Source organism: Arthrobacter sp. 01N444 (genome assembly GCF_056399305.1).
This window is the reverse complement of the sequence record NZ_JBFTRB010000006.1, coordinates 241,776-254,293: the sequence shown is the minus strand read 5'-3', so window position 1 is coordinate 254,293 and position 12,518 is coordinate 241,776. Positions and strand designations below refer to the sequence as shown.

At 67.8% G+C, this 12,518-nt stretch carries 9 protein-coding genes and 1 riboswitch; of the genes, 4 read left to right on the top strand and 5 right to left on the bottom strand.

Translation table 11 applies throughout. The features are described 5' to 3' along the window. The first annotated feature begins 67 nt into the window (after positions 1–67). Positions 68–175: riboswitch (TPP riboswitch) on the top strand. After that, positions 171–1,976 (top strand): phosphomethylpyrimidine synthase ThiC, encoded by a 1,806-nt coding sequence (gene thiC, locus AC1DKN_RS10050; protein ID WP_476871168.1) that lies wholly within the window; start codon positions 171–173, stop codon positions 1,974–1,976. (Overlaps the previous riboswitch by 5 nt.) Here the strand turns inward: thiC and AC1DKN_RS10045 are convergent. Next, positions 1,973–2,707, bottom strand: coding sequence for an alpha/beta fold hydrolase (locus AC1DKN_RS10045; RefSeq protein ID WP_230011099.1), 735 nt, complete (start codon positions 2,705–2,707; stop codon positions 1,973–1,975). The genes thiC and AC1DKN_RS10045 overlap by 4 nt on opposite strands. 71 nt (positions 2,708–2,778) lie before the next feature. Continuing rightward, a complete protein-coding gene (ffh, locus tag AC1DKN_RS10040) occupies positions 2,779–4,368 on the bottom strand; it encodes a signal recognition particle protein (RefSeq protein ID WP_223916506.1) in 1,590 nt (529 codons plus the stop codon). Positions 4,369–4,520: 152 nt separating this feature from the next. On the opposite strand from ffh, the gene AC1DKN_RS10035 reads away from it, so the two are divergent. Continuing rightward, on the top strand, positions 4,521–5,909 hold the full coding sequence (locus tag AC1DKN_RS10035) for a glucose-6-phosphate dehydrogenase (protein WP_476871167.1): 1,389 nt from the start codon (positions 4,521–4,523) through the stop codon (positions 5,907–5,909). 175 nt (positions 5,910–6,084) lie between these two features. Here AC1DKN_RS10035 and AC1DKN_RS10030 read toward each other — a convergent pair whose 3' ends face one another. After that, on the bottom strand, positions 6,085–6,423 hold the full coding sequence (locus tag AC1DKN_RS10030; RefSeq protein WP_028276847.1) for a P-II family nitrogen regulator: 339 nt from the start codon (positions 6,421–6,423) through the stop codon (positions 6,085–6,087). After that, positions 6,420–7,802 (bottom strand): ammonium transporter, encoded by a 1,383-nt coding sequence (locus tag AC1DKN_RS10025; protein WP_243177164.1) that lies wholly within the window; start codon positions 7,800–7,802, stop codon positions 6,420–6,422. The genes AC1DKN_RS10030 and AC1DKN_RS10025 overlap by 4 nt, the downstream gene beginning before the upstream one ends. 251 nt (positions 7,803–8,053) lie before the next feature. On the opposite strand from AC1DKN_RS10025, the gene AC1DKN_RS10020 reads away from it, so the two are divergent. Together AC1DKN_RS10020 and AC1DKN_RS10015 are read left to right on the top strand one after the other, a co-directional pair. Next, positions 8,054–9,304: an MFS transporter gene (locus AC1DKN_RS10020; protein ID WP_476848955.1), complete on the top strand. Its 1,251-nt coding sequence runs from the start codon at positions 8,054–8,056 to the stop codon at positions 9,302–9,304. A gap of 161 nt (positions 9,305–9,465) precedes the next feature. Beyond that, entirely contained in the window at positions 9,466–11,172 is a 1,707-nt protein-coding gene (locus AC1DKN_RS10015; protein ID WP_476871166.1) for a hypothetical protein, read from the top strand. Between the two features lie 78 nt (positions 11,173–11,250). Here the strand turns inward: AC1DKN_RS10015 and ftsY are convergent, their stop codons facing one another. Then, positions 11,251–12,462 carry a signal recognition particle-docking protein FtsY gene (gene ftsY / locus AC1DKN_RS10010; RefSeq protein WP_028276845.1) on the bottom strand — a complete coding sequence of 404 codons (1,212 nt, stop codon included), beginning with the start codon at positions 12,460–12,462 and terminating at the stop codon, positions 11,251–11,253. Between the last annotated feature and the right edge of the window lie 56 nt (positions 12,463–12,518).

Here is a 12,518-nt window from a genome sequence, read left to right as displayed (position 1 = left end):
CTAACACCGCGGCCCGACCGCACTCCGTCACACTCGAGGGCCGGCCGGAGGTGCGTGGTAGTTTCGTCTACGACCACACGGGTGCCCCTGCAGGGGCTGAGATCGGGCTGACGCAGCCTGCGACCGTTGAACCTGTCCGGGTAATGCCGGCGAAGGAAGTGAGCTTTTCCGTGAACACCCAAGTGACACAGCACAGCCCTGTCCAAATTCAGTCCGCAGCCACCACGCAGTCGCTGAAGTCCCACTCGCTGGCCTTCAGCACGGACCCGGAGCATGGCATCCGCGTGCCGGTGACCGAGATCGCCCTGGAACCCTCCCCGGGCGGCGTCCGGAACCCGCCGTTCCGGGTGTACCGCACTGCCGGCCCGGGCAGCGATCCGGTCCGCGGGCTGGAGCCGTTCCGCACCCCCTGGATTGAGGCCAGGGCGGACACCGAACCCTACGCCGGCCGCGAACGGGAGCTGCTCGACGACGGCAAATCGGCGGTGCGCCGCGGTGCCGCGTCGGCCGAGTGGCGGGGCGGCCGGCCGGTGCCGCGCCGGGCCGTCGAGGGCAGGACCGTCACGCAGATGCGCTACGCCCGGGACGGTGTCATCACCCAGGAAATGCGGTTCGTCGCGCTGCGCGAGAACTGCGATGTGGAGCTGGTGCGCAGCGAGGTGGCCGCGGGCCGCGCGATCATTCCCAACAACGTCAACCATCCCGAATCCGAGCCGATGATCATCGGCAAGGCGTTCCTGGTGAAAATCAACGCCAATATCGGCAACTCCGCCGTGACCAGCTCCATCGCCGAGGAGGTCGACAAACTCCAGTGGGCCACGCAGTGGGGCGCGGACACCGTCATGGACCTCTCCACCGGGGACGACATCCACACCACGCGCGAGTGGATCATCCGTAACTCCCCCGTCCCCATCGGAACGGTCCCGATCTACCAGGCGCTGGAGAAGGTCAACGGTGAGGCGAACGCCCTGACCTGGGAGATCTTCCGGGACACCGTGATCGAACAGTGCGAGCAGGGCGTGGACTACATGACCATCCACGCCGGCGTGCTGCTGCGGTATGTGCCCCTGACGGCCAACCGGGTCACCGGCATCGTGTCCCGCGGCGGTTCCATCATGGCCGGCTGGTGCCTGGCGCACCACCGGGAGAACTTCCTGTACACCCACTTCGATGAGCTGTGCGAGATCTTCGCACGCTACGACGTCGCGTTCTCGCTGGGCGACGGGCTGCGGCCGGGCGCGACGGCGGATGCCAACGACGCGGCACAGTTCGCCGAACTGGACACCCTGGCCGAGCTCACGCAGCGGGCCTGGGACTTCGACGTGCAGGTCATGGTGGAGGGCCCCGGGCATGTGCCCTTCCACCTCGTCCGGGAAAACGTGGAGCGCCAGCAGGAACTCTGCAAGGGCGCCCCGTTTTACACACTCGGGCCGCTCGTCACGGACATCGCACCGGGCTATGACCACATCACCTCGGCGATCGGCGCCACCGAGATCGCCCGCTACGGCACCGCCATGCTCTGCTACGTCACGCCCAAGGAACACCTCGGGCTGCCGAACAAGGACGATGTGAAGACGGGCGTGATCACTTACAAGATCGCCGCCCATGCCGCGGACCTCGCCAAGGGCCACCCCGGCGCGCACGAACGCGACGATGCCCTGTCCAAGGCAAGGTTCGAGTTCCGCTGGCGGGACCAGTTCGCGCTGTCCCTGGACCCGGTCACGGCCGAGGCCTTCCATGATGAGACGCTTCCCGCGGAGCCGGCCAAGACAGCCCACTTCTGCTCGATGTGCGGTCCGAAGTTCTGCTCCATGCGGATCAGCCAGGACATCCGGGACGAATATGGATCAGCAGATTCGCAGGCCGCCCGTGCGCAGATGGCGGCCGGAATGCGGGCGAAGAGCAACGAGTTCCTCGCCTCGGGCGGCAAGGTCTACCTGCCGCCGCCCTCGGTGGGAGAACCCGCAGCTTCCTAGGACGCCCGGGCGTGCTGGTGCCGGCTGACCTCGGCGATGTAGGAGCGGATGGCCCGGTCCCCTTCGGCTGAATCCTGGGGCCGGTGCCCTCCCGGCGCCGTGCGGTGCAGGGCGCCGGTCTCGCGCAGGTAACCGGCGATTTCCTCATACAGCGGTTCCCAGCCGCCGGTCAGGACCAGGGTCGGCACGCCCGGCACGATCTGCAGCGGGGCTTCCCACGGCGGCGCCTGCAGGCGGAGCCGGCGCGCAGCCCGGAGGGCCTCCGGCGTCGTGGCCCCGGGGGCGTCCGCCGCGAACGCGCGGCGGATGAACTCCCGCTGGAAGTCATCGTCGCTGAGGTTGTGGCGGACGTCGAAGAGCGGCTGCATGAGGGCCCGGTGCGCGGCGGTGGCCGGGAGTTCCGCGGTCAGGGACAGGCAGGCCGGTTCCACCAGGGTCAGCGACTGGACGAGGTCGGGCCGTTCGACGGCGGCCATCATCGCGGCGATCGCGCCCTGCGAATGGGCCACCACATGGCCGCCGGCCTCGCCGCGGCCGTCGTCTGCCAGCGAGGCGAGCACGATGGCGGCGTCGGCGGCGAAGCTGGATTCGAGCGGTTCCGCGACGGCGTCAAACCCGTGCCGCCGCAGGAACAGGGCGTCGTAGTCCAGCGCCATTCCGTGCTGTTTTGGCCACGCGGCGGCGCCAAAGCTGCCGTCCCCGTGGACGAAGACTACGCGCTGCTTGAACATTGTCTAACCCTATGGCACTTCAGTGCTGATGCCGCCGGCGACACAGTGCCGGCGGCCCTCAGCACTTGCGGCTACTTGCTGCCGCCGAGGAACTTGTCGAAACCCTTGGGCAGGTTCAGCTGGGACGGATCGAAGTCGCCGCCCTGCTGGCCGAACGACGCGCCGGTGGGCAGCGCCTTGGGGCCGGCGGCACGCCGGGCCTCGGCGTCGCGCAGTTCCTGCGCCGCCTTGGCCGGGTTGCCGGAGCGGGCCTTCTTCTTGGGCGCGGACTTGGCTCCCTTGCGGGCACCGCCCCCGCCGCCCATGCCGGGCATCCCCGGCATGCCGGGCATCCCGCCGCCGGCGGCCATCTTCTTCATCATCTTCTGGGCCTGGGCAAAACGTTCCAGCAGTCCGTTGACCTCGGAGACGTGCACGCCGGAACCGCGGGCAATGCGGGCCCGGCGGGAGCCGTTGATGATCTTCGGAGCCACGCGCTCGTGCGGGGTCATCGAGCGGACAATGGCCTCGACGCGGTCGATCTCGCGCTCGTCGAACTGCTCCAGCTGCTGGCGGATGTTCTGCGCACCCGGCATCATCATGAGCATCTTCTTCATGGAGCCCATGTTGCGGATCTGCTGCATCTGGGCGAGGAAGTCATCGAGGGTGAAGTCTTCCTGGTCGGCGAACTTCTTCGCCATCCGGGCGGCTTCATCCTTGTCCCAGGACTTCTCGGCCTGCTCGATCAGGGTGAGGACGTCACCCATGTCGAGGATGCGCGAGGCCATGCGGTCCGGGTGGAAGAGCTCGAAGTCGTCCACGCCTTCGCCGGTGGAGGCGAACATGACCGGCTTGCCGGTCACCGACGCGACGGAGAGCGCGGCGCCGCCGCGGGCGTCGCCGTCGAGCTTGGAGAGCACGATGCCGGTGAAGTTGACGCCCTCGTCAAAGGCCAGGGCAGTGTTGACGGCGTCCTGGCCGATCATGGAGTCGATCACGAACAGGACTTCGTTCGGGACGATCGCGCGGCGGATCTGGCGCGCCTGCTCCATCATCTCGGCGTCGACGCCGAGACGGCCGGCGGTGTCCACGATCACGACGTCGTGCAGGGTGCGCTTGGCTTCCTCGACGCCGTCACGGGCGACGGCGACGGGGTCTCCGGCAGGGTGGTCCAGTTCGGTGGACGTGGCGCCCGGGTGCGGGGCGAACACGGGTACGCCGGCGCGCTGGCCGACCACCTGCAGCTGGGTGACGGCGTTGGGCCGCTGGAGGTCGCAGGCCACCAGCATGGGGCTGTGGCCCTGGGACTTGAGCCATTTGGCGAGCTTGCCGGCCAGGGTGGTCTTGCCGGCGCCCTGGAGGCCCGCCAGCATAATGATGGTGGGTCCGGTCTTGGCCAGGCGGATCCGGCGGGTCTCGCCGCCGAGGATCTCGACGAGTTCCTCGTTGACGATCTTCACGATCTGCTGGCTCGGGTTCAGCGCCCCGGAGACCTCGGCGCCGAGGGCACGCTCGCGCACGCGGCCGGTGAATTCCCGGACCACGGGCACAGCGACATCGGCGTCCAGGAGGGCACGCCGGATCTCGCGGACTGTGGCGTCAACGTCCGCCTCGGTCAGGCGGCCCTTGCCACGCAGATTCTTGAAGGTTGCTGTCAACCGGTCAGAGAGTGAATTGAACACGCGCCGTGCACTTCTTTCAGTGGATCTACAGGTGGCGGCCGGTGCGGCACGCCAGCGTCGCGACTGGTATTCGCCTGGACGAACCGCCACGACAACAGGACTCGACTATCTAGGGTACCAAGATGCGCCTTCAAGATGGCATGCTGGCGTAGGTGACCAGCCAAACAACTGTAAAAACCCTGCTCATCCTGGGCGCTTCCGGCGATCTCACCGGAAGGCTCCTGTTACCGGGGCTTGCCCGCCTGGTGGCCCGGGGCCGCGCCGACGGCCTCGCCCTGGCGGGAGCGGGATCGGACCCCTGGACGCCGGAGCAGTGGCTTGGCCGGATCGAGGAGTCGTTCGCGGACGAGGACTCCAAGGCCGACGCCCACGGCAAGCGGGAGCTCAAGCGGATCCGCAAGGAGAGCACCTACCACCAGCTCGATGTCACGGCCGAGGGCCAGCTCGCCGGGCTCCTGGCGAAACTGGAGGGGCCTGTGGCTGTCTACTTCGCCCTGCCGCCGCGGGTCAGCCAGCTCGCGTGCGAGGCCCTGGCGCCGGAGGACGTGCCCGCCGGCACCCGGCTGGTCATGGAGAAGCCGTTCGGCTCAGACGAGCAGTCGGCGCGCCACCTGAACAAGACGCTGGCCGCGCTGGTCCCGGAGGACCACATCCACCGCGTGGACCACTTCCTCGGCAAGGCAACGGTCCTGAACATCCTTGGCCTGCGCTTCGCGAACACGTTCCTCGAGCCGGTGTGGAACCGGCAGAACATCGAAAAAATCGAGATCATCTTCGACGAGGACCTCGCCCTCGAAGGCCGCGCCCGCTACTACGACGGCGCCGGGGCGCTCCGTGACATGATCCAAAGCCACCTGCTTCAGATCATGGCCCTCATGGCAATCGAGCCGCCGGCATCCGTGGACGAACGCGATCTCCGCGATGCCGTGGCCACCGTGCTGCGGGCCAGCAGCATCAAGGCCCCCTACCGGCAAAGCAGCCGCCGGGCCCGGTACACGGCGGGTTCGATCAACGGCCGGGACATCCCGGACTACGCCGAGGAGGAGGGCGTGGACGCGTCCAGGGCTACTGAAACCCTCGCCGAGGTGCAGGTGGAGATCGACAACTGGCGCTGGCAGGGCGTGCCGTTCATCCTGCGCTCAGGCAAGGCGCTGGGCCAGAAACGCAAGGAGGCCGTGGTGACCTTCCGGCCGGTGCCGCACCTTCCGAAGGGGTTCACCGGTGTGGACGCCCCCAACCAGCTGAGGATCGGCTTTGGCCCGGACACGCTGCAGTTCGACGTCGACGTGAACGGCCCGGGCAATGTCCTGAGCCTGGACCGGGCCACGCTGCAGGCCGAACTTAGCGCCTCCGAACTCCTCCCCTACGGTGAAGTGCTCGAGGGCGTGCTGAGCGGGGATCCGCTGCTGTCCGTGCGTGCCGATACCGCCGAGGACTGCTGGCGCATCCTGGCGCCGGTGCTGAAATCCTGGACCGCCGGACATGTCCCGCTGGAGGAATATCCGGCCGGGACCCCGGGGCCGGAGGGCTGGCCGGCCTAGATTCGTCGCGGCAGGGCCAGCGCGGATCCCGCGGCGCGCCGGGCCGACACAGCAGCAACGACACAGCAGCAACGACACAGCGGGCCGGATACCTTCTCAGGTATCCGGCCCGCTGTGTCAGTGCCGTGTCAACGCCGCTGTGTCTGTTGGCCCTAGCGGCATGGAGCGGGGGCAGCTAGATCGCTGCCGAACCACGCTCTCCGGTACGGACCCTGACAGCCTCGAACACATCCATCGTCCAGACTTTGCCGTCGCCGGCCCGGCCGGTGTTGGAACTGGCGATGATGACATCCAGGATGTCGTCCGCCTGTTCGTCGGTGGCCAGGACTTCCACCCGGATCTTTGGCAGCAGGTCCACGTTGTACTCGGCCCCGCGGTACACCTCGGTGTAGCCGCGCTGCCGGCCGTAGCCGCTGGCTGCGCTGACCGTGAGGCCCTGCACACCGTAGGCTTCCAGGCCTTCGCGAATAGCCTCAAGCTTTTCCGGTCGGACGATTGCCGTGATCAGTTTCATGCCCCCACACTTTCCTTGCCCGTTGCGTTCTGCTTGCCGTTGGACGCGGCGTCCACCGGCACTTCGGCGGCTGTGCCTTCCTCCTGCGGCTCGCCGCCCATCGGCTTGCCCGTGATCAGTTCGTGCAGCGGCTGGAAGCTGCCGCCGTGCCCGCCGACGCCGAACTCGTAGGCGGTCTCTGCGTGCAGGCTCAGGTCCACACCGACAACTTCCTGTTCCTGGGAAACCCGGAAGCCCATGAGCTTGTGGATCGGGAAGGCAATGATGAAGGTCATCACGGCGGTGAAGACGATGGCCATCATTGCCGCGAGGGTCTGGGCGACCAGCTGCGTGGTGCCGCCGCCGTAGAACAGGCCCGCGGCGCCCTGGGTCGGGGTGGCCAGGAAGCCGATTGCGACCGTGCCGACAACACCGGAGACGAGGTGTACGCCGACGACGTCGAGCGAGTCGTCGTAGCCGAACTTGAACTTCAGGCCGACGGCGAGCGCCGAAGCCACACCGGCAACGACGCCGAGGGCGATCGCACCCAGCGGGGAGACGTTGGCGCAGGCCGGGGTGATGGCGACCAGGCCGGCGACCACGCCGGACGCGGCACCGAGGGAGGTCGGGTGACCGTCGCGGAAGCGCTCCACGGCGAGCCAGCCGAGCATGGCTGCGGCCGGGGCGGCCAGGGTGTTGATCCAGATCAGGCCGGCCTGCTCCACAGTGGCAGCGGCACCGGCGTTGAAGCCGAACCAGCCGAACCACAGGATTGCGGCACCGAGCATGACGAACGGAATGTTGTGCGGGCGGTGGTTCGGGTCCTTGCCGAAGCCCTTGCGGTTACCGATGATCAGGACCAGAATCAGGCCCGCGACGCCGGCGTTGATGTGGACCACGGTGCCGCCGGCGAAGTCGATGACCGGCGCGAACGTCTGGCCGAACCAGCCATTCGCGGAGAAGAGTCCGCCGCCCCAGACCATGAAGGCCATCGGCGCGTAGACCAGGGTGGCCCAGATGGGGGTGAAGACCACCCATGCGGAGAACTTGGCGCGGTCGGCGACCGCACCGGAGATCAGGGCCACCGTGATGATCGCGAACGTGGCCGCGTAGCCGACCTTGAGCAGGTCGGCCGGTTCGGTGAAGTTGTGCAGGCCGAAGTGGCTGAACGGGTTGGCGAAGATCTGGTAGAAGTTGTCTTCGTTGGTCGTAGCCATCGAAGCGCCCCACAGGATCCACATGATGCCGACGGTTCCAATGGCGACGAAGCTCATCATCATCATGTTCAAAGCCGACTTGGCGCGGGTCATGCCGCCGTAGAAGAATGCCAGGCCCGGGGTCATGAACAGCACGAGTGCCGCGGCGACCAGGAGCCAAACGAGACCTGCGGTGAGTTCCATGGTCTACGTCCTCTCTTGCTATTAGGTGCGGAGTAGTCCGCCGGTCCCAACGCATTTATTTGCGTTCTAGAAAGAGTTTCGCGGGGCCGTGTTTCGCTGGCGGAGGATTTACATTGCCGGGTTGTTACAAGAACCTCCCGGACGTAAATGGTGCATCTCACACTTGTTACGGTTATGTTTCAGCGGATTATTCCCGCACTTGTTGGACCCGCCGCCAGCCGGCACCACATCTTCCCAAGGACGAACGCATTATGAGCAAGACCTCCCGCCCCGCCGGCGACGCCGCAGCCGAGGTGCCCTCCCGGGCCCCGGGCCGTTCCCGGCTGCCCCGGGACATCAAGGTGATGCTGGTGGCGGCCTTCCTGATTGCGATCGGCTTCGGCCTCGTGGCACCGGTTCTGCCCCAGTTCGCCACCACGTTCGACGTCGGGGCGACCGCCGCGGCCGTGATCGTGAGCATCTTCGCTTTCATGCGGCTCGTCTTCGCACCGGCCGCGGGCACCCTGATCGTGAAGCTGGGCGAACGGCCGGTCTATGTGGCCGGGCTGCTGATCGTCGCGGTGTCCACGGCCGCCTGCGCCTTCGCCCAGAATTACTGGCAGCTGCTGGTCTTCCGCGGCCTCGGCGGGGCTGGCTCGGTGATGTTCACGGTGGCGTCCATGGCGCTCGTGGTCCGCCTCGCGCCGCCGGAAAGCCGCGGCCGGGTCTCCGGGGCCTATGCCTCCGCCTTCCTGATCGGCAACGTCTGCGGCCCCATCGTCGGCGGGATGCTCGCCAGCTTCGGCTTGCGGGTGCCGTTCCTGGCCTACGCGGGGGCCCTGGTGCTGGCCGCCGTCGTGGTGCAGACCCAGCTCAGCCATGTCCCCGCCGCCTCGCGGCAGCCCGGCGCCACGGCCCCGGCGATGGAACTGCGGGACGCGCTGCGGGACAGCGCCTACCGGGCCGGCCTGTTTTCGAGCTTTGCCAACGGCTGGGCCACCTTCGGGGTGCGGATGGCCACAGTGCCGCTCTTCGCCGTCGTGGCGCTCGGCGCCGGTCCGGAATCGGCCGGCTGGGCCCTGGCGGTATTTGCCGGCGGCAACGCGGTGGCGCTGACGTTTTCCGGCCGGCTCGCGGACAGCCTCGGCCGCAAGCCGCTCCTGCTGGCCGGACTGCTGGTCACCGGCACCGCCACGGCGGCCATCGGCTTCACGCACCAGCTGCCTTGGTTCCTGCTCGCCTCCGCCTGCGCCGGGATCGGCTCCGGACTGCTCGGACCGGCCCAGCAGGCCGCCATCGCCGACGTGATCGGCAACGAGCGCTCGGGCGGCCGCGTTCTGGCCGTCTTCCAGATGGCTTCCGACAGCGGCGCAATTGTCGGACCGGTGGTGGCCGGGCTGCTGGCGGACCGGCTGGGCTACGGCTGGGCCTTTGGGGTCACTGGCGGCATCCTGTTGGCCGCCGCCGCCGTGTGGTTGCCGGCCCGCGAAACGTTCCGCCGGCCGGCCCCGGACCGCGCCTGACCTGCGGCGTTGCCGCCGCTGGTCCAGTCCGGGCGGCGCCTCCGCCGGGACCTTGTCCGGGACCGTGCACGGGACGTTGTCCAGGGCCTTCCGGTCAGCGGCGGCCTCCGCCCTTGGCTAAGCTGGGGGCACGTGCCACAAACTTCCGGAGGTAATCCCCCATGGCCAAATTCGACTCTTCCCCCGGGAAAGCCGAAAGCCCCGACCCCGCCCAACCCGCAAACCCCGGTAAGAGTGCGGGCACAAGCGCGGGAAACAGGAAGCGCGCGGGGCTGATCGCCGGCGCCGGAATTGTCGCCGTCGCCGCAGCAGTACTGGTTCCCCTCGCCCTCGGAAACCCGACGCCGGCCCCGCCGGCCGCTTCTTCCCCGGCCCAGTCGGCACCGGCGCTCGCTCCTGCCGAGGTGGGCCCGACCGTCACCTATTACGCGCAGCCGGGTCCGCCGGCCGGATCGCCGCTGGAAAAGGTTGAGCCCCTCAAGGTCGATGTCTCCAGCGACCTCGTGGGCACTTCCCTGAACAAGGGCATGGCGGGAATTTCCCTGGAGGCCACGGATCTGGCCGATCCCGACCTCAGCAGCGACAACGCGTCGATGGTCAAGCTGCTCAAGGAGATCGACCAGCCGGTCCTGCGCTTCGGCGGCAACGCCGTGGACCGGCGTTTCTTCTGGACCTCCACCGGCGAGGCCGTCCCCGCCGACTACAAGGGTGACAAGACGCACCCGGTCAAGGCCGTGGGCCCGGCAGACCTGGTCCGGCTCAAGACCCTGCTGGAGGCCGGCGACGCCAGGGTGAGCCTCACAGTGGACCTGGGCCACTACAACCCGGCGCGGGCTGCGGACATGGCCAAAAACGCCTCGGCAATCCTTGGCGACCGGCTGCTGAGCATCACCGTGGGCAATGAGCCCAACGGCTTCGTGTTCAACGATGTGAAGTCCGGCAGTGGCTACAGCCTGGATCAGTACATTCGGGAATTGAAGGACTACGCCAACGCGATCTATGCAGTGGCGCCGAATGTGCCCATCTCCGGACCGGGCGCCTACGACCAGAAGTGGTGGCAGCCGTTCGTCGATGCGGACCTCCCGCAGAAGAAGATCCTGACGTTCCACCACTACCCGCTCTCCAACTGTGACGGCAGCTTGCCCCAGGACTCGCCTACCTTGGCAAACGCGATGAGCCGAACGATGCACGACCGTGGCGTCAACTACCAGAAGGCGGCCCTCGCGGTGGGTCAGGCCGCCGGCCTGGAAACCTGGATTCCGGAAACCGGGATCTCGGCGTGCCCCGGTTCCAATGAGACCTCCCGCACCCACGCATCTGCGCTCTGGGCGGCAGACTATGCCCTCACCGCCGCCCAGCTGGGCATCACCCGAATCGGCTTCCACAGCTCGCTGCTGACCTGCAAGGGCGGCCCGCCCCTATCCGCCATCTGCAGCGCCGGGGCCTACCCGTTCGGCAATGGCCAGATGTCCGGCCGGGCCAACTTCTTCGGCATCTCCATGGTGGCCGAGCTGGAGGCCGGCAAGTTCATGAAAGTGAACAGCGCCGGAGGCGGCCCGGCGTTCAGCTACGCGCTGCAGAACGCCGACGGCAGCACCAGCGTGGTGATCATCAACGAAAACGACCCCGAAAAGGCCGCGCAGACTTCCGTCACCCTGAACCTTCCGGGCAAACCGGTCACCGGGACCATGACCCAGCTCAGCGGACCCGGCTACGCAGCCGAGGACCAGACCGTGATCGATGGCGCCAAGACCGAGCCCACGCCCCTCGCCAAGCGCGCCACGGTGCCCGGCTTCGCGTTCAAGTCCCAGACGCAGCAGTTCAAGCTGACGGCCGGCACAGTGACGGTCCTGAACTTCAAGTACTAGCCGCTCGAACAAAGAGTGCCCCGGTCCCGTCTGAACTGGCCAGACAGGACCGGGGCACTCTTTTTGTTGCGGTGCGGGCTAGTTCAGCAGCGCATCCACGAAGCCTTCAGCGTCGAACGGCGCGAGGTCGTCGGCGCCTTCGCCCAGGCCGATCAGCTTCACCGGGACTCCGAGGGATTTCTGGATGGCGACGACAATCCCGCCCTTGGCGGTGCCGTCCAGCTTGGTCAGGACGATCCCGGTGATGTTCACGACCTCGGAGAACACCCGGGCCTGGTTGAGTCCGTTCTGGCCGGTGGTGGCGTCCAGGACCAGCAGCACCTCGTCCACCTCGGCCAGCTTTTCGATGACCCGCTTGACCTTGCTGAGCTCGTCCATGAGGCCCACCTTGTTCTGCAGGCGCCCCGCGGTGTCGATCATGACGACGTCGACTTCCTGGTCGATGCCGGCCTTGACGGCCTCGTAGGCCACCGAGGCCGGGTCCGCGCCGTCGATGTCCGACTTCACGGTGGGCACGCCGACGCGCTGGCCCCACGTGGCCAGCTGCTCGGCGGCGGCGGCGCGGAAGGTGTCCGCCGCGCCCAGCAGCACGTCCTTGTCCTCGGCCACGAGCACGCGGGCCAGCTTGCCCACGGTGGTGGTCTTGCCAACGCCGTTGACGCCGACAACCATCATGACGGCGGGCTTGTCGCCGTGGCGCTCGACGTTCAGGCTCCGGTCCATGGTCGGATCCACGAGCTTGATGAGTTCCTCCCGGAGCAGGGCCTTGACGTGCTCAGGGTCCCGCGTGCCCATCACCTTGACGCGTTCGCGGAGCGAGTCCACGAGCTGCATGGTCGGTTCGGTGCCGAGATCGGCCAGCAGCAGGGTTTCCTCGACCTCATCCCAGACGTTTTCATCGATCTTGTCTGCCGAGAGCAGGGCCAGGAGCCCCTTGCCGAGGATGTTGTTGGACTTGACCAGCCGCTCGCGCAGCCGCATCAGCCGCCCGGCCACCGGCAGCGGGGTTTCGACCGGGACGGTTTCCAGCCCGGCTGCGTCGTCCGGAACTTCGAGGGTTGGTTCTTCGAGTTCGACGCCGTCGGGCGAGGTCCGTGCCGGTGCCGGCGCCTGCGCGGGACGGTCCTCCACAAGGGTTCCGGCTCCCGGGGCCTGCACGGGGTCGTTTGCGTCACGCGGGCCGGTGTAGGTCTTGGCGCTCTTCCGGGTCTTCATGAGCACCGGGATCAGCACACCGAGGACCACCAGGACAGCGAAAATGGGCAGAATGATGGGGAGGATATCGTTCACTCCCCTAGCTTCTCACAAACCCCAAATGGGCCGTGGCCAGCGCTTTTGTTGCGCGC